The organism is Siphonobacter sp. BAB-5405, assembly GCF_002872335.1.
Lineage (GTDB): Bacteria > Bacteroidota > Bacteroidia > Cytophagales > Spirosomataceae > Siphonobacter.
Genome location: NZ_NJAG01000016.1, coordinates 1 through 22696, shown reverse-complemented (window position 1 = coordinate 22696; position 22696 = coordinate 1). Strand labels below are relative to the sequence as shown.

Here is a 22696-nt window from a genome sequence, read left to right as displayed (position 1 = left end):
TGAAAGCGTACTGAAAAGCTCTTGATTCGTTGGGGTTCCGGTTCAAATCTTTGGACACGAAACGGAAAAGCCCGAAATAAAAGTCCTACGGTTGGTCGCCGATTGTACTTTCTAAAGTAGGGGATTTTCCTAAAAAATCCTACTGAAAAACCCGGTTTTTGCCGGGATTATCCCGGTAAATTATGGAAATGGCAGATAATGAAAATATCCCGGCAAATCCCGAGGAAACGCCGGTAATACCTGCGGAAACGGCAGATCAGAAAGACGCTGAAAAGCCGCCCAAAACGCTTATTCTTAATAATTTTCCTCCTGAGTTATACCACCGGCTCAAACCGACCTTTGATGCCTGGAACTCGAAGAAAGTTCCTAAGCTTCCGTTCGGGCATTACATCATTCACCTGCTGGCCGATGAAGAAGGTACCAGCGTTACCATCGCTAAACTCCGAGAACGTATCGAGGTAATTGTTCAGGAGAATGAGCAATTAGAAGGACGCATTACGGAGTTACAGACAACCGTTTCTGAGAAACAGGAACGCATTGATGAACTGGAAAATGAGTTATCTGAGGAATCGTCGGCAAAAGAGCATCATCACTTGCGGATAGTAGGATTGGAGTCGCAAATAAAGTCTCTCCAAGCCCAGCCCGCTCCGGCTCCGGTAGCTCGGGTAGTGCCCGGCCAGTACTCGGAAAAAGCAATGCTTGCAGGTATGCAGGCAGTGATGGATAAAGCGGCGGAGCTAACCAGCCCCGGCATTTTCAACCGTTTCCAAACCTTCACGCGGGAACAGTATCAGGCCGTGTTCCAGGAGGCATACGCCAAAGCATTACTGCCGTGACCCGGTCAGGCGTGACCCGGCTGGCTCTGGTAGAAACGGATGCAGCCGGGAAAGTCTCGGCGGTTGTCCGGGATATTGAGGACTGTACCTCCGAGGAATGGGACGAAATCGTACGGAGAACGCAGGAAAACGCCGAGAAAGCCCGGCTCTTTACCAACAATGAGGCAAAGATGAACCTGATCTTGCAGGGACTTGCATCTGCCGGACTATTCCGGGAAAATCAACTCAATCTGTACCCGGTCTTAAAACCCTACTTCGATACGCTGATTGCCGAGCATGAGGAAAAGAAAGGATGGGCCAAAAAGCTCGATACCTGGAAACGGAATCAGCGAAACAAGGTATTCCGCTGGCTTTTTGACGTGGCCGGAAAGATTGTAACAGCACTTTTAAATCCGAAGAAATGAGTATCAAAAGCGTTTTGGGCATGGCCGAAAAGGTGAGTACGGCGGTTAGTGCCCTGGGAGCGGCTTCGGAGGCGGTACCGGAAGTAGCCCGGCATTTCTCCGGCGGTGCGGCGGCCTCGATTGCCCCGTTGCCTGAGGTACCGACTACGCCTGATTATCCCCCACCAATGCCGGTATTTCCCGGCGTAAACCCGGCAGCACTCAGCCCGTTTTACGTACCGCCCGTTCCCGTTAGCGATGAAGATATTCAGCGGGAAGCCGAAGTACGGGCGGCCTTCATCTTGGCCCGGCTCCGGTTCGGATCGAGCGTTACCCGGAATTTAGTCGCTGAAATCATTGTCAAAAGCACCGATCAGCAGACCGTTGACCAGTGGAATACGACCGTAGGTGGGCCTGCCGAACCCGGTTCAATGGTCGCCAAAGCTCTGAAACGCCTTGCGATCCGGGACCGGCTGAAAAACTACAAAAGTCCGGTAACGGGTGATGATGGTGAACTGGTGGATTTGCTCAAAGAGGGGCTGTATCTGGATTTGAAAGAACAGGCTCAGCAAGGCCGTTTCAAGAAAATGAGCTACGATCAGATTCTTTCCAAACTGATCGGTACTGAAACCTTCGGCCTGTTGGAAGCCGTAGTCGAGCCCTTGACTGAATTAGCCAAAGACTCACTTTCCCGGTCCAAATGAAACGCCTTTTATCAGTGGCCCTTTGGTGGCTGCCCCGTAAACCTTACTGCGTAGGATGAACATACAAGGAAATAACTGGATGTTTTTCGGGAAGAAGAATACCGGCAAAACGCACGAAGCCTTAGAATTTGCCAGGCACTTTTTTCAGCGGAACGTAAACCCGAAACGGATTATCGTTTTCGATCACTCCAATAACACGAGTTACAAGGAGATCACCGACGTAATCCCGATGGAGCGGCTTCAGTATCAATTGCCGAAAAAGGCTATCGTAAAAGTTCAGAGTGACGATTTTGATACGTTCGCTGAATACTGCCTGATGTACGTTCGGAATGCGGTTGTCGTCATTGATGATTCATCGGCTTTTTTCCAGGGTAACGTACGGGGAACCCGTCTCAAATTCCTGAAATCACCGAAGAATAACGGGAACGAGTATATGTTCCAGTGCCACAGCGTCCGGGAAACGGCCCCGTTGCTGTTGGAGAACACGGATATTTTCGTTTTGAAGGAAACGCGGGACGATGCAAACGACCTTCCGTCCAAACTCGTAGGTCGAAACCGGATCATCCCGTTAATGAACGAACTGATCGAGGAAAACGACACCTATCCCTCCGGCCAAAAGTGGGCGACTCGGGTGTACGATCAGGAAGAAGATACCATTTGGTTTAAAGACCTGCGTATTCCGCTAGATGATGTAGAGTCGGTATTTGACACCTACGGTATTATGCCCGCCCGCGATTATTTGAACGCTTCTTAATTCTATTCAACTCATGCAGGATACGCAGAGTACAAAACCGGGATTCAATTTCCCAATGCTCGCCGCAATTGTGTTGCTGGTGCTGATTGCAGCGGCTGCGGCGGCAATCGTCGTACGCCGTCGAAGTCAGCAAGTTATCAAACGCGGCAAGGCAAATCATCAGGCCGAAGTAAATAGCTTGAATGCCCGTTTGACGCAATCGCAATATGAACACGCGGCCCTGCTTTCCATTACTGAAACGCCGACGGTAAACGAAGAATCCCAACCCGCCTAAATGTGAGCCAATCCCGCTTTAAATCGTGCTTTTTATCTGATCTGGCAACGGCTGCCGGAGTGGATACCCGTACGTTCGGGGATTGGCTCACGGAATCCGATCAAATCAAAATGATCCGGCTCGGGCACCATATCACGGATCGAAAGCTAAAGCCTAAAGTAGTCGAATTTCTGGTGACTAAGTTTTTGCCTGAAATGATCCGTAAGGACTTTGTAGAGACAGGTTAATAAGTACTTAATCGACATTACCAAGGGGTTAACAAGCATTACCAAGGGATTAGCGAGCATTACCAAAGAGGGCGGCGGCATTGGCGTTGAAACTTTGGGCCTCATTCATACCAATTCTCGAAAGTAACAACTACAGTGCATGAACGATCTGACCCCTTTTCTCACTGCGTACGGTCTGACCGAAGCCAATCTCACCCCTGAACGCAAACGCCAGCTAGGAAACGTCCTACTGGAAGCAGGCCGTTCGGCGGGCGGTACGGCAGTGAAAGAAGTGACGAAGATTCTTCAGGAAGAAGCGGCCAAACGTGGCATTCAAACCGGGACGATGGGTACATCTGCTAATTCTAACGCTCAGAAAGAGGTCGAAGACCGCCTTAAAAAGCAACAGGAGGAAGAAGCGGCCCAACGTCAGCGAATGTACATACTTGGCGGGATCGGTGCTGTAGTCCTTGCAATCACTGGAGCCGTCGTCTGGCGGGTCCGTAAACGTTAACCCTCATGGCAACCCGAAAAAAGTCGGTGACTCGCAAGAAAGCCACTCCCCGCAAGAAGGCCGCACCTAAAAAGAAAACTACGGTTAAAAAGGCGGTTTCCTCTAAACAGTCTAAAGTAATGACGGAAATGAACCGTCTACTGCGTACAGGAGCTACCAAATCCCGATCTGCCGCTATGAAGCGGGCCCACGCTAAGTACGCCTAACCCCTAAAAATCAAACCGATGGCAAATTTTTTCGACTCAGGCGGATTCAACACCGCCCTGACAACAGCCGGGGGGATTGCCGGGGGCTTTATCCAGAACGCCAATGCTGAAATTCAGGGAAAATACGCGAAAGAACTAGCTCAGATCAACGCACAATCGGCCTTAACCGAGTCCGAACGGCAGCAGAAAATCGCCGCCCTCAATGCTCAGTACGAAATCATTGTGCAGGGTGGCAAAGACGAAGCTCGCGGGGATTTTCTCAAGTGGGGACTCTTAGTCGGTGGGGTGTTTCTGGCGGCACTGGCTCTCTGGCTGGGATTCGGTAAAAAGAGAAAATAACGATGGACCCTATATCGCTCACCCTCATTGCCGTTTCTGCGGGGCTTTCCGTTTTTAGTGGAATCAAGCAGAATCAGGCGGCCAAAGAGCAGGGTCAACAGGCCGTCCAGGAGAAAGCAGAAGCCAATACACTCGCCCGATACAAAAACGAATTAGCAGAAGTCGAAAAGAAAACCGCGATTGAGATTGAAACCGCCCGACTGCGGGAACTGGCACGCCAACGGCAAAAACGATATGTACAGTTAGAACTGGTGGGGGTATCCCTGCTGGCCTTCATGGCGGTTTTAATCTTAATCCGTAACATTAGAGAACGATGAAATTAAATGGTTTGTATCAGGACGGGCAGGTGATTGCCAAAGGCTCGTTCGGTGTCGTATATCTCATACCGTTTGAAGATCGCGTAGCTGCGATTCTTGAAAATGCCGGAAGCCGAAAGTTTCTTGCCCGTGAGCGTTTACTAAAGCTCGTGGAGACGGATAAAACCCTGGCCTTTGACGAGAAATTCTACCGGGATGATGCCTACGTGATCTACTCGGAGGCGGAGTTGAACAGCCGGTATTCCATGCAAGGCGGCTGGAACCTGACCACTAGTGCCGCCGATGGCACCTATTCGCCGTATACGCAAGCCTTTACGGGGCAGTATATCCAAACCCCTGAGATGCTGGCGAGTCGAACGCAGACGGATTTAACGATTGCCGTGGTGGCGGGAGCGGTACAGGTTCATTTGCAGCAACAACAGGAAGCCCAAAACGGCTTTTCCGCATTCGTTGAAAAGTACACCGGCTGGCGGTTTTAAGCCCGGAGCCTTCTTACCCTTTTAATCACACTGTTTATCCAACCCAACAACAAAAAATACGTAACGTATGCCATTACCTACGAGTGTAACCCTACATAAATCGGCTGGTCGTCTGGCCGATGGTGATGAAGTAATGACGCTGGCGGTCCCTGAGATCGACAACAAAAAGCGTTTTGAAAAAATGATTTTTCGGGTGATGCCTTCGGGTAAGCCTGTTTTGGTACTTCGCATTGCCCCCGATGATGGTACGGGCAAAGCGGGAGCCTTCGGCCCCGAGCACATCAAGCAAAACGAGTACTGGCGTAACTACGTTGACTGGGCCAACTTTGACGCTAAAGACTTGGTTCGCAAACTGGTCGAATCGAACATTTTTGCTTCCGGTGCCGAGCTAACGGGTCAGTATCAGCCCAACAGCCCGTTCCCGAGCTTCCCCACTTCCCAGGCTACGGATTACGTAATCAATGCGGAAGGCACGATTACCAAAGACCCGAAACCGGCTTCAGGTAATGACATGAAAGAAGGTCAGGATAAGCAGAACAATCTGCTGGATAACATTGCCAAGAATCTGGCCAATGGCGGTAAAACCACGGCCACGGGTGGAACGGGAACTACCACGACCACGCAAAAGATCGTTCGTTTCGTGCTGATCGGCTTGGGTGTCGGAGCTTTGATCTGGGCGGGAACAAAGCTGCTGGGGAAAAAGAAGAAATAAGCCTTGGCTTAACGTGAAGGATTAGCGAAAAAAGCCGCCGACAGTGAATGCGGCGGCTTTTTTTCGATACAAACGCAAAGAAAGCATGGCAGCAGACCCGAAATTTAATGATCGAATCGTCGCCGGGCCGGGTGGGGCTATTATGTATTCGTACCCGCCCAATGATGAATGGAAGTGGGAGAACAAACCCGTTATGCTGGCCCAAAATGATTATCTGTTTGCTACGGGTGTAAAGTCGCAGGATGGTCTGATGTATGAGGTCTATATCTACCGTCGTAAAGGCAGTGGTACCGTATATAAAACGCAAGCGGCGGCTCAAGGGAAGGGCGATGTGTTAAACAGCATTGGCAACCTGATCACCTTCTCACCGGATAAAGTTGTCAAAGAATATAAGTGGTTTAAAACCTCCCAGGTACGGGTTGAAATTGATTCGGCCAATGTGAATAACACGCCGGATACGGGTTCTTCTACCAGTCAGGAACTGACTGAAAAGGCAAGACTCGAGGCGGAGTTAGACAAACTGGTGTATGGTCCCAGCCCAACGCTCCCGAAGCATACTTTACTTACGAAAAACAGTGAAGGGAAATGGATACTGGCGTTTCAAAATGGCTACACGGTTGACTACAGCACCTTTATCAACCTAACCCCAGTAGAACGGCAAACGGCGGTTACAATGGACTTAAGGACAGGTATGTCGCCGGGAGGGCCTAAACCTCCGGGGGGGGATGAAAAGTTTACTTTCCCCACCTGGGCGTATGGCATCATTGCCGTATTGGTAGTATCCGTGATGGGTCTGTTCGTGCTTTCTGCTAAACCCAAATCAAAACGATGAGCGAAGTTAAAGCAGGACAACTCGTAATTGCCAAATCCACCGATGCGGCGGTTTTCTCTGACTACAAAGGCTCGGGCCTTGAAAAAGTAGTCTATTCGGCTAGTAAAGTAGGTGAATCGCTGGGCGTTGCAACGGGCCTTTCCTTTCCCGGTACGGGGGTCAAATTCAACTGGCTTGAAGTCGTTTATGTACAGCAGACGAACTTCATTTTCGGCCTTCCGCAATTGGAACGAAAACTCGGATACGTACCAGACGATCAGGTAACGTTCAAAGACCCGGAGCCCACGAAAACGACAGCTACGGGTACTACGACTACCACGCCGGGTACTACGCCAACTCAGCCGGGAAATACGCCTAATCCAGACGTGACCCCTACGCCGGGCAACGATGGGAAAATGACGATCACGGCTAATGACAAGATCATCACCAAAAAAGCAGTACTGCCCACCTGGGCGTACTGGGCACTCGGCGGGCTGGGCCTGACTGCGGCCATTCTCATTGGTGTACTCGTCGGAAAAAACAAGAAAGGGGGAAAGAATTAATGGCCGATCAGTCCGCACAAATCGCAGTCCAACCCAACGACGTATTCCGCACCAAAGCGGTTACGACGGGCTGGAATGCGTATCAGACGCAGGCCGACATTGCAGCGGGGAAGGTGGCATACTCCTTCCCCGGTAATGCTCAGGTCGGTCGGTTCGTTCGGGACGTTCAGACCGCGAAAGGTTGGTACTCCCTGATGGAGCTGACCATGCCCGTTACCGTATCCACGGGTGTACTTTCCAAAGTAACCCTTACTCACCTGTGGATTCAAAACGTGGGCCTTGAGAAAGCGACGCTGACGATGTATACCATCACGAAGGGAAGTACGAACGTGAATCGCCGAATCGGGCCGGGTACCGAGTACGCAAAGATCAACCCGCCTTTACAGGGCGGCCAGACGGCGGGCAAATCCGACGGTACGGTAATCAATGGTTTTGTTCCTCTCTACACCGAAGAAGGCCGTTTACAGTGGGTGTCAAAAACCTACTTAACGTCAGCCGGGCAATTCGAACAAAGTACGGTGGATAGTCTGGCTAACAATCTGCAAACGGGTACCTCTTTTCTGGACTGGCCCTTGCTTCTGAAATCCATCGGCTTTGGTATTCTGGCTGTCGGCTTGGGCTGGGGCATTGGCTATCTGGTTGATCACTTTCCTAAAAAACGCCGAGCCCTATGAAAAAGACCGCCTTTGATTTCGTCAAAAGCAACCCCATTGCCTGGATCGCTCTGTTTTTCGCGGGGGTGTTCGGCATTTACTATTTGGGCCGCAAATCGAATTCTACCCAGGAATACGACGTACGCAATTTGCCCAATTCCGGCAAGTCGGTACCGGATGGCTGGGCCGAACGCGAAGCCTCCGGGCTGGTGGACGATATGCACAACGCTCTTTCCATCTTCTGGTACGAGATCAAGTGGACCGGGCCGAAAATTCTAGTAATGACCCGCTGGTACACCCTGACCGACGATCAGGTAACCATCCTCGGAAATCTCTACAACAGCCGGTACGGGGAGAAAGACGGGGTGAGTATCGTCGAAGCCGTTGAAAAGCAGTCGATGGGCTTTTCCGACGACATCCAAAACAAATTAGCTAAACGCCTTCGGGCCTTGAATTTCAAATAAGTATGGACGTAATCCAGTCAATCAACGACGTGCTCAATAAGCTGCAAACGCTGGGCAAAGACGGCATCCCCTTGAATCACTCGGTCGATACCAAAACCGTGAATAATCTGGGGATGTGGATCGTCGGCGGCTTGTTGCTGGCGGGCCTTGCTGCGGGTGGTATTGTTGGACTTATACTTTCTAGCCGTAAACGATAATGCAAATTTCAGAAGAGTTGATGAAGCGGTTATATCCCCGAGCAAAGCAGGCAAATATCCGCACCCATTTACCCTACATTAACGAGGCTCTGGTTTGGTATAACATCACGTCAGCGAAACGAGTAGCCGCGTTTCTAGCCGTTTGTGGACACGAAACCGGGCAACTTACCGCCTTCACCGAGCGGGGCAATGCAGCCTATTTCCAAATGTATGAATACCGTAAAGACCTCGGTAATGATCAGCCGGGCGATGGACCCAAGTACAAAGGTCGGGGAGCTATTCAGCTAACGGGACGGTATAATTACACCATGGCATCGAAAGATTTCGGCGTTGATTTTGTCAATAATCCCGACCTAGTACTTGAGCCAAAATATATCTGGAAAGTCTCGGGTTGGTACTGGGCAGTGCTCTGGAAACGGTACGGTGTAGATCTGAATGGCCTAGCCGATAAAGGCGATTTGAAAACCATTCAGTTGCGGGTGAACGGCGGACCAAAAAACGGATGGGAGGAACGCAAAGCTTTGTATGATGTGATTTTACCCATTCTTGAAAAAGAGATGGGATCGCAGCTCATTACGCAAAAAAAAAAGTCAGTACAACTGACTGGACTTTGATTGTGGCAGGTATCCTTCTCGCGGGAGCGGGATACCTGTATTTCCAATCTCGCAAAAAGAGGAGAAAGGCCCAACCTACAAAGGTCGAACTCCTGCATATCTTATGAATAAACGACAATCAAACTGGGCGGCATGGGCTGGAATAATCGCCGTCCTCTTTACGATTGGAGCGGCGGGAAGCTCGCTCTACATCAATTATAAAAAAATCAGCACTAAAAACTGGAACTAATGGCAGATGCAAAAACCCACGAATTCGTGACCCGAACGCTCAATACGCTGACGGGGCGAGCCATGGCACGCGGGGATAATGAATTACTCGTTCTGATTGGTCTGGTCGGTGTCCTGAATCAGGGCATGATGGAACAGAAAAACGATCAGAAGTACGTGGCTCAGGAAGCGGTGACGGCCGTTGGTAAAACGATCCCTGTTACCGGATTGAAGGATGGTGATTTGGTCTACCACGGTTTAGGTACGGAACGAATCATGGTTTCCGCTAAAAATGAAAAGGGATTTCCCGATTATAATATCTTAGGAGCGGCTGAAGACACGGATCACTTGGTAGTCAGCATTCCGCAAGACGAAACGTTCACTGGAAACCTAATTATTGACGTTTACAACGCATGAAAAAGCTACTTTTCTTTTTCCTCATATCTATTCTGAGCCTAACTACGACGGTTGCTCAGGTCGTTGAAATTACTTCCGATACCACGAAACTGGCTACCAAAACCGGGCGGTTCCGTGAGGCCTACCGTCAGGGCGTACGCTACGCCAAAGGAGCTTCCGGTACGACGGAAATCACCGGAACGCGGGTATTTCGCTCCCTGGCCGAACTACGGCGGTTTACTTCGCCGGTCGAAGGGATTCAGTACTATTTGTCCGAAAAAGGCAAGGAAGGCTACTGGTATTACGATGCTGCCGATCGTTCATCGGCTGATAACACGGGTACCGTGCTGGTAACTACCAGTCAGAAACGTCTGAAACGGGCCGATGTCAATCAGATTAATTGTCGCTGGTTTCTTGTAGGCGAAGGGGGGAATACTGCTGACGCTATTCAGGCGGCCATCAACGCCGGAATTCAACTCAGTCAGGATGTCCTTATTCCAGCGGGCCGATGGTTGGTCAATAAAGCTTTAGTATTAGATGTACCCTTAGACAAAACGATACGTATCATCGGGCAGTTCGGTACAATACTAGATTTCAAGGCAGCAAATGCGAGTGCTTTTATGCATACAACTCCCGTAAATGATTCGACCCATGTGTACGGCAAGATTTATCTAGCCGGCATTACGTTCGATGGTCACAGGAACCCCGTTACTCCAGGTAATGCGTATGCGTTAAAAACGTTAGATTTCCGTAACTGTTTGTGGGTTGAACTCTCCAATAGTACGTTCCAAAACATGTACGGTCATGGCTTGATTTTTAGAAGATGTGCGGGCGGCATAATTGATCGGAATACTTTTAGTGGGGTCTACGGCAGAGATAGCGTGTACGATGCGTACGGAGATGCCATCACGCTTTTTGATCGTTCGGAAAACTTTAGTATTCAAAACAATACGCTTCGCTTAGCATCGGGTCAGGTAGGAAGGTGTGGAATTGCCGTGGATGTAAATTGTAACTATACCACCGTGATCAACAACAACATCACGGGTTATGAACGTGGTATTCATGTGGAGTCGTGTCGTCACGTACTGGTTACGAAAAATCAGGTTTTCAGGGCTCCAATCGGGGGCTATTCAGCGTTCAACGAAGACGTAAGCTGGGAGGGTAATTCCTTTAGTGCGGGCGAGGTCACGCAGCCGCCCTTGCTTTCACAATCCGGCGTTTTCTTTGTTTACCTGGACAACAAATGCAGTTATAGAGGCAATACCATAAGCAATTGGCATGGGCAAAAAGATGTCAGAGGGGAGAATACCTATCTGGCTAAATTTTGGGGTGATGGGTTAGTAATCGAAAACAATATTTTTTCGAAAGGCAATGAGGTGTGGGCCTACGGGAGCCACAAAAGCCAGCAGTATCTAAGAAATCAGTTTTTAGATACGGGCCTTCGAATTGACAGGCAAGACAGCCCTACGGTAGAGTCCAATTTTTTCTACGGGGGAACGCTCAATCTGCAAAGCACGAGTAAGGCCAGTATTACAAAAAACCAGTTTTACCCAGCCGTAGAACAAATGCAGTCAGGCAATATCAACGCCTATGGAGCCAGATTCGCCTATGTGGCTGATAATGTTCTGCGAGATTGTAAGAACGGATTCGTCATTGATAACCAGCAGACCGAAAAAGCAGTATTTGAAGGCAATATCCTGATACGAACCCTGAGTCAGGCTCCGGGCAATAGCTACTTTTATACCGACTCCAATCGTCCGGTAGAAAACGTTAGTAAAAGTTACCGTCCCAATCAGATTAGAGATTACCTAATCAATGACAGTTTCCTGGTCGGTAATTCAGGCGTGGCCCAGTAACACAAGAGTAGTTTTAAAATCCAACCCCCATGAACCTTTCCCGATATAACCAACCCCTGCCGCCCCGGCTGGGCCAGCTCTTACTGTTTCTAAACGCGGCGGTTGCCATTGTGGCGGGTCATTCGCTGGTGACCAATAACCCGCAAACGGCGGCGTATGTAGCTCTGGCGGCGGGTCTTCTCAATCAGGCCGTACACATCTTCATCGGCCAAAATCCAACCCATGAACAAACTACTGATTCTACTCTTTCTAATCGCCGTGAACGGGTGCGGAAAGAAAAAGGCCAAACCCGATCTAACCGAAAAGGAGGTGCCGCATGAAGTCCACCAAATCGAAAACGGGGCTGTGGTTAACGCTACTTCTAAGCCTGATTCTGTCGTATTCAGCCAGCTCGCAACGGATACAGTCTTCATCCGTGAGCTGTCAGGACAGCGTTAGGGCAACCGCTCGGGCTTGGTTTGCTCAGAAAAGCCGGGCTGATACGCTGAAGAAATCGCTGACCGATACGACCGTACGGTTCCGGCAGTATCGCAAAGCGGCCATCGTTCGACAGGACAGTACGGCTCAGGTCGGTTTTAAGGCAGGCAAGAAAGCGGGACAAAAAGAGGGCCGGGCTTACGGACGAAGGCAAATTCTAACCCTGGAAGCCGTGGTGATTGTAATCGTCGGCATTTTCAAATTCCTGGTTTTCAGGTAAAGTAGTTATCCAACCCCCAGTCATTGAAAATTATGGAAGCCCCCGTAGAAAAACCCAAACCCTCCGATAAAAGCTCATTTGGACAAACTGCTATCGGTCTGATCGTCGGAGCCGTACTCACCTATTTGGTGCAGGTGCCTCTTGATAAAGCCCGTCATGCTGACTCTGAATTGACTGAAAAAGTGAATAGCCAGGAAATCAGAATTGGCGTATTGGAGCGTACCAATGTACGCGTTGACGTGCAAATAGGTCACTTAGGTACAAGTCTCGAAAAGATTGATGGCAAGCTGGAAGAATTACTCTTAGAAAACAGAAAGTCCAAAAAATGAAATACGTACTGGCCGTTGCCGCTTTTTTCCTGCTGCTCTATTCTGCTTTCAGATACTACGCTTACTGGTACGCTGGTCAGCTCCAACCCCGAACGCATCCATGATTATCGCCTTTAAACGCAATGATAAAAGCTCAGTCATGGGTCAGATGGTAAGTCTGGCCCAAAAGCTGAACGGTGAGTCAGGATATGAGTACAAGCATTGTGAAATCCTTTTTCCGGAAACCGGCGAAGCCATTGCCGCCCGAACCGAAGAAGGAGTAAAGGTTCGCCCGATCAGCCAGATCATTAAAAACCCCGCCGTTTGGGATTTTTACGAGGTGCCCGCCGATGATGAAAAAGCCAGAAACTGGCTGTTGGAGCAATTAGATGCAGAGTACAATTACGGGGCCGTGCTCGGCTGGTACGCTCTGGGTTTAGCCCTCACACCCGAGAATGTTTTCTACTGTTCCGAACTGGTGTATATCGTTTTGCGGGATTTTGCTCAGCTACCCATTGACCGAACCTTGAACCCGGCCCGAATCACTCCGGCCTACCTACGTCAGCTCCTTGTAAAGGCTGGAGCTAAACCCATCCAACCCTAACAAACCCCATGAAAAAATACACTGCCTCCGAGCTGCGGGATATGAATAGATCAATCTATTATCGAGGCTCAGAATCGTTTGGCGGCACCAAATCAGAAAACGCGGCTAGTGCCACTGAAAACTATATCGTTATCACCCAGCGAATGCACGAACTACAGGCCATTCGCCATTTTCCGAGCGAGAAAGTGAAAGGTGAAACTCAGCGGGCTATTGAATACGCCCGTACCCAGTTACGGCAACTACGGCAACAGTATCCCAACGAAGTAGTAAAGGCCGATGCCCGTATGAAAATGTACGACATCCAGCCGGATTCAAAGGCAATGCCAGCCATGTTGCCGGGCCTTACGGTGGTGAAGTCTCCAAAAGGAAAGAAAATTCTGGTTTCTAACCTGGTCCGCAAAAGAAAGCCGATTAAAAAGAACGATCCGGTGAAAGCCGTTCGCAAAACGGTATCCGCTAGTAAACCCACTCGCAGACCCTCGCGGCAGACGATTTCGGTAGCATCGCTGATCGGTAAAAAGAAGCCGATCCCAAAGAATGATCCAGTGAAAGCCGTTCGCAAATCGGTAGCCAGGACAAAATCGGGAAAGTTTGCCAATTCAGAGTTTGGTAAGATTCTCAAACGGGCCGATCAGATCCACCTAAATAGTCCGGTCGTATCCACCCGTACCATCCGCATTCGTAAAATTTCCCGTTCCCAGGCCAAACGCCTTGCCCTCAAAGAAGCCAAACGCAAATAGTTATGAGTAACAGAACCCTAGCGGTCAAATTGGAAATTCAAACGCTCGCGGATGCGGTGGCTACGCTGGTGTACCGGCTCATCCCGATTTCGTCGGGTAGTTACGAGCGTTTTGGTGATAAAAACCGCATGACTCCGGGGCTTCGTAAAATGTGGCTGGCCCCGGTAGGTAAGGGCCGCTCGCTGGATTTGATCGCTCAGGACATCAAAGCCTACGAGCAATTTTCCTTTTTAGAGGAAGATTTTGTAATCGGAGCCATCATTGATTTTACCGAATCGCACGACTCATCGAAAAGCCTGGAAACTTACCTGAGAACCCGGCTTACGGAGCAGCAGCAGGAACGCACGGCCATCGAGCGGAAACTTTCCAAAGTAGCCGTGGACAGTGAGGACATTCAATGTTTTGTCGATCATGCCCTAGCCATCCTGCCCAAACCCGAACTACAGAAAGAAGCTCAGGACTTCATCAAAAGCCCAAACCTGTATTTCGGGCCTTTGCTGGACGTGGAACGCTGCAAAGAGGATTTATTCGATTTGCCCGACGATCAGCAAATCAAAGTCGTTGAATCCATCCTGATTGCCACTAAAAACCGACCCGCGTACCCCATGCGTAGTAAACCCCGTAAAGCCAAAGTTACGTCCCTGAAAAAAGCCCTGGGACGCAAAAAACCAGCTCCTAAAAAAGCGGCTTCCCCGTACGTTGATCCGGATGAAGCCCCCATTTATTACCTGAAAAACCGGGAAACGCAAAAGCTGGAGATTCACAGCTCACAGCTTCAGTGGCAAAAGCTGGACGTGCAGCAACAAACGTTCATCAAACGGCACTGCCTGTTTTCACGGCCTAAAGGGGCGTGGATATCCAAGGCAACCTACGACCGGGCAACGTATCTGAAAAGTCAGCTCAAGGAATACGGGATTCCCGAGGCGGCTCCTATTGGTGAGCGTACCAGCTATGAAGAACGGTTCGATTTGAAGCGGGAGCGGGCAGAGAATCGCTCAGATCGGTACGCGGTGAAAGCTGATAAAACCCGCGATGAAGCCTACCGTAGTCAAAATAAGGCGGTCGATATGCTGCGGGTTATTCCAATGGGACAACCGATCCTAGTCGGGCACCATTCCGAACGGGGGCACCGGCGTTTGATTCAGAAATCCGACGATGCCATGCGTCGTGGAGTCCAGGGAGAAAAGAAAGCGGATTACTACGATCAGCGGGCGGTTTCGGCTCAGATTACCGCGGACGCTTCCCAGCTCAAAGACAAAGGGTATTTGATGCGTCGAATTAAGGAAAATCAGAAGACCATCAATACCTATCAAAAAAAGTGGAAACCGGGCACCTTCGAAACCCGAGACGGCTATTTAGATGCTGTTGAAAAACTAGCTTTCTATCAACGAAAACTAGCTGAATTAGCCGCTAGTGGGGTAGTTGTGGTGAGTAAAGAAGTCCTAAAAAAAGCAGGGGCAACGGCGGTGAAATTTTGGGATGGATGGCGAGAAATCGTCCGTATTAATGAAAAGAGCGTAACCGTAACTACGGGTTATTCATGGACTCGGACGGTACCCTACGATGAGATCAAAGATTGGCGACCCAAAGCCGAAGAAAAACCCGCCGAGAAGAAACCCACTAAAACCCCACGTAAAACGAAAGTTTCTCGCTTGAAAAAAGCAGTAAAAAAGAAGCCAGCTACGCCGAAACTAGCCATGAATAGCAACGGAGAGTACGTAGCATTAGTGCCTAAGAAAAAATCAACCGCGAAAGCCAAAGCGGGCCGGAAGGCTTCAGCTACCGTGAAAAAGATCAAAGCCGTGAAGGTAGCTCGGACGGCCAAACGCAAGGCCGTAGCCGCTAAGGTGGTGAAACCCGCCCCGAAAAAGGCAACCAAACCCGCCCAGCTCAAAAAGCAACGCGAGGCAGCAGCAGGTAAACTCAAAAGTAAGATGTCGCCGGTCGCGGTCATTAAAACGGGTCGTCAGTTTAACGAAACCTACCGAAGTACCCGCTCGCAGCTGATGGATAATCCCCATACGCATAAAAAGGTACTCGCTCCCACGGCTGAGAATCTAAAGAAGTGGGCGGGTAAGCCGGGCAAATATGATCTGGTAGGCGTGGATACGGGAAGCCAGAACGTAACCATCCGGAAGAAAAAAGAAGGCGAATTAGATAAAACTACGAAGCAATTCCTCAAAAAGTCATGATAACGTTTCAAACCCCTGCCAACCTGGTTATTCAACGCGACGAAACCGACCGGGCGGTACTGCCCATCAGCGGTACGTGTGATTTATCCGTTTCGTCGGTGTTTATTAAGCTCGTACCCGTAAAAGAGGGTTGGGGTACCGAGCTGGAAGTTACTTTGTCCGTATCGGCGGGTAAATTCAACGACACCCTGACGGTAAAAAAAGGCTGGTACAACCTGATTGCCGCTGACGAAAAAGGCGAAACGCAGACGCAGAAAATCGGCGTCGGTGATGTGTTTCTGGTATCCGGGCACTCCATCGCCTCAAACAACGGAAAAGGATATCCAACGGATTTACCCATCGGGGAACGGGTAATTACTCTGGACTTTGACAATGCGGCGGTTAGTGATTTGTACAATCAGAAGCTGGACCCCTCTTACATTCAGTTCAAGTTCGTTCCCGTCTCGCTTCGGAGTCAGGTTGCCATCGGCTCTGACCCCCAACACTGGGGCAACATGGCTCACCAACTCTCCGAGAAATTCAACGTTCCGGTATTGGTCATAAATGTTGCCTACGGAGGGTCCAACCTGGAAATGTGGGAAAAAGGGATTCGCGGCCAGAAATACGGCTATTTCGATAATCCAGACGGAGAGCGGGCACCGGGTCAGGTTTTTAACTGGGAAAAGCCCATGCCCTGGGGAACGCAGAAACAGGTGCTCGAAAAGATCATCTCAAAAACGGGTATCCGGGCTGTTTTATCTCACCACGGCGAAAACGATAAGCAGCGTACGCCCGAGCAGGTAGCAGGCTACTATAAAACCCTGATTGAAACCACCCGCCAATACGCCCCCGACGTTCCCTGGCTGATCAACCGGGCGAGTGTTTGCGGTCGCAAGCAAGATGGTAGTATTCTCTATCTAACGGAAGTACGGCAGGCTCAGGAGCTGACCATCAAAAACGTACCCAAATGCTACACGGGTCCGGATTACGACGCGGATTTAAACCAACTCAAACCCGGTGCGGATGAAATTCTGAATCTGTCGTCAGCGGATCGCTACGACGATCTGCATTTGAACGTGGCCGGGCTCCGGAAGGCTTCAACGCTCTGGGCCAATTCGATTAATAGTCAGATGGCCCTTCTTACCCCGTACGTGCCGGTGAAGCCAGCTACGCAGACGAATACAAAGCCTGATACGCTGGCAGTGCCCCCCAACCCCAAAAAAGACAAGGATTATACGGTAGAAATCGCGGTTGCCCTGTTGGGAGTAATCACCTTTTTAATTGTGGCACTAAGAAAGGAGTAAGCACATGGAATGGCCCTATATCGAGTACATCCCCGCTGGCATTAAAAGCCAGTGGGTCAACAAATTAACCGCGATCTCGAAGCGGCTGAATATTCTCCCCGAGTGGCTGATGGTAGTCATGTATCAGGAATCCAAACTCAATCCACAGGCGAAAAACGGGAATAGTGCGGTGGGTCTGATTCAATTCACCAATGCAACGGTGAAAATCACCAAAAAGAGTCTGGCTGAAATTTACCGTATGAATCACCTCCAGCAGCTTGATTTAGTCGAAGCCTACATCAAAGCCGCCATGGACTGGAAAGGTCCGATTCGTTCCCTGGGTGATTTGTACATCGTTACGTTTGCTCCTCAGTACCTACGCAGCTCAAACGCGACGATCTGCTTTGCCAAAGGGACGGCGGGCTACAACGGAAACAAAGCCCTCGATTTCAACAAAGACGGCCAGATTAGTCGGGCCGACGTGGTGAACTTCATTCAGGATAAAGTACCCGTCACGCATAAAGACGCGGTGGCCTTTAATCCCAGTGGTGGTGGCGTTCCCAGCTCGTTTACGGGGAATGGTACTGCTCAACAACCCGGCGATCGTGGCGTATGGTCCGAGCCCTCGGACCCCACCCAGGGAGATCCAGGTAAAGCGGCTCCGGATTGGTACGATCAGAAGGACTACGAGCCGCAAGGCATCACCATTCAGCCCTGGTTTCCCTACGCATTGGTAGCTGCCGCCGTGGTCGTCGTCGGGCTGTTTTCGGCGGTCGTATTGACGAAAAAGTAATTCTGCCGTCGTCGGCCGTCAAAAATGCCGTCAATGGCCATGGTAGGAATGCCGTCGAAGCCAGGTAGAGCCGCCGTCATTTTCCGGCATAACTGCCGTCAGGATCCGGAAGGAAAGAAAGTAGCGTACCCCCCATTATCCAACCCTATGAAAAAGTTACTTCTTCTTGTTCTGCTGCTATCGGGAGTGATGGCACAGGCTCAACAATTTTCGCCCGTATTTATTCCCAGGCTTACAAAGTCTCAGGTTAAACAAAGTCCTGTTTCTACGGGCGAAATGCTATTCATCGATGATGAAACGGGCGATTTGACTTCGATTAATTCCAAAGGTGAGTTTCGGGTATTAACTAAAAAAGACGTATCGAATCTGCCCGTAACGCCGCCCCTAACACAGGTGCCCGTTATTACGGCACCGGCTGATCTGCTGAATGTTCATGCCTCCGGACGGCTCCAGGAAGGGGATGTACTCTTCACGCTCAAAGTCCCGCAAGAGGCTACGTTTCGCTACGAAAAGGTGAGTTTCGGACTGATCGGCTCAAAACCTGTATTTGTCGTCCGTACGTCCATGGCTGATGAGAATAACTATGGACAACCCGGATTGAAGCAAAACGAGTATTTCGCTAACTATTCGTACCTGCCTTTCTACGCGTACCTGAAAGACCTAATTGATTCTAAGGTTTTCGGTCTGACTGCTGACATTGAAGGGAAGTCGGTACCTGTAGCATCCGGTCAGGAAACCGACTACGTTTTTGAATCGGGACGGGTAATCTATTCGCCCAAACCTATGCTGCCGCCTACGCAAAACGTAAAAGAGGAAACTCAGAATCATAGTACGATTCCTAGCCCAGTACAAACGGGTGAAATTTCACGTCTGCAGCTCACGAAAGAGACGGGACTATCTGCCCTGAAAGAAATCCCCGGGTATACCCTTCCGGCTGGTGCAATTAATATTGTTTCGACGGATTTAGGGTTTGAGGCTCAGGTAGAATTAGTCCGGGCGGGTAAGATCAACTATATCCACCTGGGCCAACTAGCCGACCTGTACGGCGGTTTCTACCATCCCGAGTGGAATCAAAAGGGCATTAAAATGGAGCGTTTCCGGGAAATTCTGGCCACCTACCATTTGCCCGAAAACACCGGCGTGTACCGCATGATGTACAGTAACGTTTTTCCCAAGGGTTGGATTGATAAGCCGGGTGTAGAAAAACGCTATCAGGATATTTACAATGCTGTAAAAGCGTACGCCATTGACACGCAGAAAGACGCGGGCTGGGAGAATCACCCGGCCCTGCTGGATTTGGATTTGGAAGAAGCCCCGTATACCTATATTGGGGTGAAGCTGCTTTGTCAGGCCATCCGGGAGGTAAAAAGTCAGTATCCGCAGGTGCAGTTTCAGGTGTACTGTTCATCCCATAACAGTTTATGTAACACGCCGGGAGGCTCCGAGAAAGCCCCGTTTGGATGGCTGGGTAATTACGAACGCTACGAAATGTTTCGTCAGGCGGGGGTAACGGTCTTTCAGGGTACCCTACCTTACTTTCATTTACCCTCGTTTTTTTGGGATGATCCAAACCACGAATCCAGCGTCATTGGTGCGGGTAAACTGTACGTTTCCCAGGCGGACTACGCTCAAAAATCATTGCACCCGATCATTGCAAAACTGGGTTGGACGGATTCGTTTTTTCAATCTTTGCCCGATGGGCACCGGCCCGGCAATATTGAATGGTTGATGAATATTTATGAGGGGGGAGACGACGGCGGCGAGCGGCGGTACTACGTAGAAAACGGAAAGCAAGTGCGGTGGTCGTCTTACAACTGGCCCGAAGTCGGAAACTGGGTACTGGAAAGTATGGCCGTGTGGGGCTACGTCACGGGCTCGTACCGATTCGGCGGCGGCTTGTACAACTGGACGGATTCACGGCCCCGCAAGATCGGTCAGGACTACATCGAAGCGGGGAAGTGGCGAGCCTTCCAGTTCAATCGTTTCTGGAACAATCCCGTCACGGTCTACAATATCCAACTGGAATTTTCCCTCGATGGCGGTCAGACGTGGCAAACTGATAAACGGCCCGGCATGAAGCTACTCGACGAGCATCAGGACGTACGGCCATTCGTGCGGGGTGCTTACGCAAACGGTGAGCTGCTGATTGTAGCCACGGCAGGCCAGCCGACGCACCTGGGCACGGCTCCGCAGGAAATCATCGTCCGGTACCTGGGCAAACAGTTTCCACTATCACTTAAAAGCCATACCGTTCATTCTATCATCGTATCCACTCTTAACGACGTACGTCCGTGAAATTTAATCTGTCGTCTGTATTGCCGAAATTGCCCAAATCGAAAGGCTCTCAAAATAACCTGCTGCTCTGGGGCGGTGTGGCCGTGGCGGTCGCCGTGGCGGCATGGCTGATCTGGTATGAAAGCCGGAAAAATAAAGGGCTCGTCCCTCCGGATGGAAAGGTAGAAGATCAACCGAGTAATCGCCTGAAATACATCTACGGAGCCCCTTACGAAAAGCAGACCCAGACGCAGGATTTCAAACCCGAGAAATTTCCGGTTTTCCAACTTAACAAGGATGAATACTTTATCTGGGATGGCTTGGTGTTGAATGAAGTAATGTCGAAAACGCTTTACAGCCGGGGCGTATCGCACATCAACGTAAAAAAGACCGATTATACGCTTCCCCAGGGGAAACGGTTTTTGATCCTGTACCGGAACTTCTTTGCCCTGCCGATCAGCTACGCAACGCTTTCTGAGAATAAAGCCCGTTTGCAGCGGGAGATAAACTCGCACAATCCGGGCGGGATTGATGTACTCAATATAGACATTGAAAACGATGAGCATACGCCAGAGTACGCGACGGTATGCCGCGAGCTGGCCGTGTACGCCCGTGCTGAACTAGGTGTGAAGTATGTGGACTACCTGGGCATGACGATTGCCAACAGCGATTACAACGTGACGGGAAGTAATGTAGGTCGTACCTATTTTGCTCCCTATTTTTCGGGCGTAACGAATATGGATGATCCCTACCCATACATTCAGAGTAGTTGGTTTGAAAATGGGGACTGGCTGTATTCAGCCGCTCACGTGACTGAGCAGGCCAGAGCCGTTGATCCTACCATACCACAGGTGTCTTTCTGGTGGAAAATGGACGTAACCGGCCAGATGTACATTCCGGAGCATATTGCTCACGCAGTACCGCTCTTTTTATTGCTGACGGGTGCAAAAGGACTCATCAACTGGGACGTTGCCGGTCGAAACCAGTATTTCGATGTCGATGAAGCCCTGATTTCGGGATTCTACCGGGCAAGTCTGGTCAACGATATTCGCCAGGGCAAACCCGAATTTCTGATCCCTGAAATTTCCCTCGATGGGGGCAAGTCGTGGACGTCAAACGAAGCTCTAGCCGCGAAGAAAAACCGGCATCCGCTCGTAAGGGTTGTAAAGAATGGGGGTAAGTATGTGGTGGTGGGGCACAATCCGGTACTGAATGCTAAACCACTTGATGTGATGTTACGGGTAAATGGTTTCCAAGATACAATTCGTTTAAAGGATAGGCAGACGTACTTGGGAGTAGGATGATTAGTTTGCTATTAATTATTATAATTATAGTATTGATTTATATTTGAGGTTGTTAATGAATAAAAAAGCCTGCTTACACAAGCAGGCTTTTTTACTAAGCTGGAATAATGGTTTGATAAGTACCATCAGGATTGAAAACAATAATTATTTCACCAGCATTTCCAAGGAGATTTCTACGATTACCTTCTGATCTTTGCTTGTTAATTATTGGTAACACATCACTGGTCCAACGACTTTTTATAGTAGGGCTAGTAAAAACTCTATCCCCAATAATTTTTTCTAAACAGCCATTTAATGCTTCTTTATTTTTAGTGCTCTGAACTCGAGAACCCGATTGATTGCCTTGAAACACTAAAATAATATCTCCTAAGAAATCCATAAACTGACTAGGAGGATTATTTTTATAGCTATCGTCAATTCTTGGTATCAGATGCCAACATAATTTTCCTTCTGAGTTAGTAAATTGAATCAAGTGAACAATCCCTTTATCATAAATGGCACTGAATCTCTTTTCATAAATGCATTTATCAATAAATCTAGAAAGTATCTTGAATTTGATTGAATCCGTAGCAAGGTTTACTTGTTCCACCTCGTGGCACGGCACTGTAATGCTCTGTTGAGCATAGCTTTGTTGGCAGTAGAAAAAAGTTATTAAGAAGCAGAATAATATGTATTTCATCCTTACAAGTTAGTTAATAGTTGGACAAACGGAATGTAAATTTTGTTTATTGCCTTCACCATATGAAGTATAGTGTACAATATTTGATGAATTTAGAATATATTTTGGCATACCAAGGTATGCATTTGTAGCAAATGCCTTATCATTATCGCTAGCTATATCCTGATTCACGCCATTAGGATGAGTATGATAATGCCCTGCAACTGTGTGAGTTCTGTATTCAACTGGATTCTTACTATAATCATAAGTAGTTATTTCCCATGTACCATTGCTTGATTGACCCATAGAAAAAACAGTTCTGTTGCTTTCATCTGTATATTGATTAGAAGTATATGAAGTTACCGGGTTATTCTCAATA

34 protein-coding genes are annotated in these 22696 nt (G+C 49.3%); 32 read left to right on the top strand and 2 right to left on the bottom strand.

Going from position 1 to position 22696, the window contains the following annotated elements; genetic code table 11:
• Window positions 1–182: 182 nt before the first annotated feature.
• The 32 genes from BWI97_RS14350 (at window position 183) to BWI97_RS14205 (ending at window position 21659) form a co-directional block, all read left to right on the top strand.
• Window positions 183–836, top strand: coding sequence for a hypothetical protein (locus tag BWI97_RS14350; protein ID WP_102201481.1), 654 nt, complete (start codon window positions 183–185; stop codon window positions 834–836).
• Entirely contained in the window at window positions 833–1240 is a 408-nt protein-coding gene (locus BWI97_RS14345) for a hypothetical protein (protein ID WP_102201480.1), read from the top strand. Before BWI97_RS14350 ends, BWI97_RS14345 begins: the two co-directional genes overlap by 4 nt.
• On the top strand, window positions 1237–1923 hold the full coding sequence (locus tag BWI97_RS14340; protein WP_102201479.1) for a hypothetical protein: 687 nt from the start codon (window positions 1237–1239) through the stop codon (window positions 1921–1923). Before BWI97_RS14345 ends, BWI97_RS14340 begins: the two co-directional genes overlap by 4 nt.
• A 55-nt stretch (window positions 1924–1978) precedes the next feature.
• Window positions 1979–2677 carry a hypothetical protein gene (locus BWI97_RS14335; RefSeq protein WP_102201478.1) on the top strand — a complete coding sequence of 233 codons (699 nt, stop codon included), beginning with the start codon at window positions 1979–1981 and terminating at the stop codon, window positions 2675–2677.
• A gap of 55 nt (window positions 2678–2732) precedes the next feature.
• Window positions 2733–2951: a hypothetical protein gene (locus BWI97_RS14330; RefSeq protein WP_146010941.1), complete on the top strand. Its 219-nt coding sequence runs from the start codon at window positions 2733–2735 to the stop codon at window positions 2949–2951.
• A gap of 2 nt (window positions 2952–2953) precedes the next feature.
• On the top strand, window positions 2954–3178 hold the full coding sequence (locus BWI97_RS14325; protein ID WP_102201476.1) for a hypothetical protein: 225 nt from the start codon (window positions 2954–2956) through the stop codon (window positions 3176–3178).
• Between the two features lie 139 nt (window positions 3179–3317).
• Entirely contained in the window at window positions 3318–3671 is a 354-nt protein-coding gene (locus BWI97_RS14320; RefSeq protein ID WP_102201475.1) for a hypothetical protein, read from the top strand.
• A gap of 5 nt (window positions 3672–3676) precedes the next feature.
• A complete protein-coding gene (locus tag BWI97_RS14315; protein WP_102201474.1) occupies window positions 3677–3877 on the top strand; it encodes a hypothetical protein in 201 nt (66 codons plus the stop codon).
• 18 nt (window positions 3878–3895) lie between these two features.
• The gene (locus BWI97_RS14310; RefSeq protein WP_102201473.1) at window positions 3896–4216 is read left to right on the top strand and encodes a hypothetical protein; all 321 of its coding nucleotides are present in this window, start codon (window positions 3896–3898) and stop codon (window positions 4214–4216) included.
• A 2-nt stretch (window positions 4217–4218) separates the two neighbouring features.
• Window positions 4219–4533, top strand: a complete 315-nt coding sequence (locus tag BWI97_RS14305) for a hypothetical protein (protein WP_102201472.1) — start codon at window positions 4219–4221, stop codon at window positions 4531–4533.
• The gene (locus tag BWI97_RS14300) at window positions 4530–5012 is read left to right on the top strand and encodes a hypothetical protein (protein ID WP_102201471.1); all 483 of its coding nucleotides are present in this window, start codon (window positions 4530–4532) and stop codon (window positions 5010–5012) included. Before BWI97_RS14305 ends, BWI97_RS14300 begins: the two co-directional genes overlap by 4 nt.
• Window positions 5013–5079: 67 nt before the next feature.
• Window positions 5080–5724, top strand: coding sequence for a hypothetical protein (locus tag BWI97_RS14295; RefSeq protein ID WP_102201470.1), 645 nt, complete (start codon window positions 5080–5082; stop codon window positions 5722–5724).
• Between the two features lie 85 nt (window positions 5725–5809).
• Entirely contained in the window at window positions 5810–6556 is a 747-nt protein-coding gene (locus BWI97_RS14290) for a hypothetical protein (protein WP_146010940.1), read from the top strand.
• Window positions 6553–7098, top strand: coding sequence for a hypothetical protein (locus BWI97_RS14285; protein WP_102201468.1), 546 nt, complete (start codon window positions 6553–6555; stop codon window positions 7096–7098). Before BWI97_RS14290 ends, BWI97_RS14285 begins: the two co-directional genes overlap by 4 nt.
• Window positions 7098–7772, top strand: a complete 675-nt coding sequence (locus tag BWI97_RS14280) for a hypothetical protein (protein WP_102201467.1) — start codon at window positions 7098–7100, stop codon at window positions 7770–7772. The genes BWI97_RS14285 and BWI97_RS14280 overlap by 1 nt, the downstream gene beginning before the upstream one ends.
• Complete coding sequence (locus BWI97_RS14275) at window positions 7769–8215, top strand: hypothetical protein (protein ID WP_102201466.1); 447 nt, start codon at window positions 7769–7771, stop codon at window positions 8213–8215. Before BWI97_RS14280 ends, BWI97_RS14275 begins: the two co-directional genes overlap by 4 nt.
• A gap of 2 nt (window positions 8216–8217) precedes the next feature.
• Complete coding sequence (locus tag BWI97_RS14270; RefSeq protein ID WP_102201465.1) at window positions 8218–8412, top strand: hypothetical protein; 195 nt, start codon at window positions 8218–8220, stop codon at window positions 8410–8412.
• Window positions 8412–9026: a glycoside hydrolase family 19 protein gene (locus BWI97_RS14265; RefSeq protein ID WP_102201464.1), complete on the top strand. Its 615-nt coding sequence runs from the start codon at window positions 8412–8414 to the stop codon at window positions 9024–9026. Before BWI97_RS14270 ends, BWI97_RS14265 begins: the two co-directional genes overlap by 1 nt.
• Before the next feature lie 2 nt (window positions 9027–9028).
• Window positions 9029–9133: a hypothetical protein gene (locus BWI97_RS29225; protein WP_158242761.1), complete on the top strand. Its 105-nt coding sequence runs from the start codon at window positions 9029–9031 to the stop codon at window positions 9131–9133.
• Entirely contained in the window at window positions 9130–9255 is a 126-nt protein-coding gene (locus tag BWI97_RS28920; protein WP_255402867.1) for a hypothetical protein, read from the top strand. The genes BWI97_RS29225 and BWI97_RS28920 overlap by 4 nt, the downstream gene beginning before the upstream one ends.
• Window positions 9255–9650, top strand: coding sequence for a hypothetical protein (locus BWI97_RS14260; protein WP_102201463.1), 396 nt, complete (start codon window positions 9255–9257; stop codon window positions 9648–9650). Before BWI97_RS28920 ends, BWI97_RS14260 begins: the two co-directional genes overlap by 1 nt.
• Window positions 9647–11485: a right-handed parallel beta-helix repeat-containing protein gene (locus BWI97_RS14255; RefSeq protein ID WP_102201462.1), complete on the top strand. Its 1839-nt coding sequence runs from the start codon at window positions 9647–9649 to the stop codon at window positions 11483–11485. The genes BWI97_RS14260 and BWI97_RS14255 overlap by 4 nt, the downstream gene beginning before the upstream one ends.
• 29 nt (window positions 11486–11514) lie before the next feature.
• The gene (locus BWI97_RS14250; RefSeq protein WP_102201461.1) at window positions 11515–11805 is read left to right on the top strand and encodes a hypothetical protein; all 291 of its coding nucleotides are present in this window, start codon (window positions 11515–11517) and stop codon (window positions 11803–11805) included.
• On the top strand, window positions 11802–12182 hold the full coding sequence (locus tag BWI97_RS14245; RefSeq protein ID WP_102201460.1) for a hypothetical protein: 381 nt from the start codon (window positions 11802–11804) through the stop codon (window positions 12180–12182). Before BWI97_RS14250 ends, BWI97_RS14245 begins: the two co-directional genes overlap by 4 nt.
• A 23-nt stretch (window positions 12183–12205) precedes the next feature.
• Entirely contained in the window at window positions 12206–12511 is a 306-nt protein-coding gene (locus tag BWI97_RS14240; protein WP_146010939.1) for a hypothetical protein, read from the top strand.
• A 100-nt stretch (window positions 12512–12611) separates the two neighbouring features.
• Window positions 12612–13094 (top strand): hypothetical protein, encoded by a 483-nt coding sequence (locus tag BWI97_RS14235; RefSeq protein ID WP_102201458.1) that lies wholly within the window; start codon window positions 12612–12614, stop codon window positions 13092–13094.
• A gap of 8 nt (window positions 13095–13102) precedes the next feature.
• Window positions 13103–13834 (top strand): hypothetical protein, encoded by a 732-nt coding sequence (locus BWI97_RS14230; protein WP_102201457.1) that lies wholly within the window; start codon window positions 13103–13105, stop codon window positions 13832–13834.
• A gap of 2 nt (window positions 13835–13836) precedes the next feature.
• Window positions 13837–16026 carry a DUF3560 domain-containing protein gene (locus BWI97_RS14225; protein WP_102201456.1) on the top strand — a complete coding sequence of 730 codons (2190 nt, stop codon included), beginning with the start codon at window positions 13837–13839 and terminating at the stop codon, window positions 16024–16026.
• A complete protein-coding gene (locus BWI97_RS14220) occupies window positions 16023–17309 on the top strand; it encodes a hypothetical protein (RefSeq protein ID WP_102201455.1) in 1287 nt (428 codons plus the stop codon). The genes BWI97_RS14225 and BWI97_RS14220 overlap by 4 nt, the downstream gene beginning before the upstream one ends.
• A 4-nt stretch (window positions 17310–17313) precedes the next feature.
• A complete protein-coding gene (locus BWI97_RS14215) occupies window positions 17314–18081 on the top strand; it encodes a transglycosylase SLT domain-containing protein (protein ID WP_102201454.1) in 768 nt (255 codons plus the stop codon).
• 147 nt (window positions 18082–18228) lie between these two features.
• Window positions 18229–20376, top strand: coding sequence for a hypothetical protein (locus tag BWI97_RS14210; protein WP_146010938.1), 2148 nt, complete (start codon window positions 18229–18231; stop codon window positions 20374–20376).
• Window positions 20373–21659, top strand: coding sequence for a hypothetical protein (locus BWI97_RS14205; RefSeq protein ID WP_102201452.1), 1287 nt, complete (start codon window positions 20373–20375; stop codon window positions 21657–21659). Before BWI97_RS14210 ends, BWI97_RS14205 begins: the two co-directional genes overlap by 4 nt.
• A gap of 94 nt (window positions 21660–21753) precedes the next feature.
• On the opposite strand, the gene BWI97_RS14200 is transcribed toward BWI97_RS14205, so the two are convergent.
• Entirely contained in the window at window positions 21754–22338 is a 585-nt protein-coding gene (locus BWI97_RS14200; RefSeq protein WP_102201451.1) for a hypothetical protein, read from the bottom strand.
• Between the two features lie 9 nt (window positions 22339–22347).
• The coding region (locus tag BWI97_RS27685; RefSeq protein WP_158242760.1) for a hypothetical protein at window positions 22348–22696 on the bottom strand (349 nt) is incomplete at its 5' end.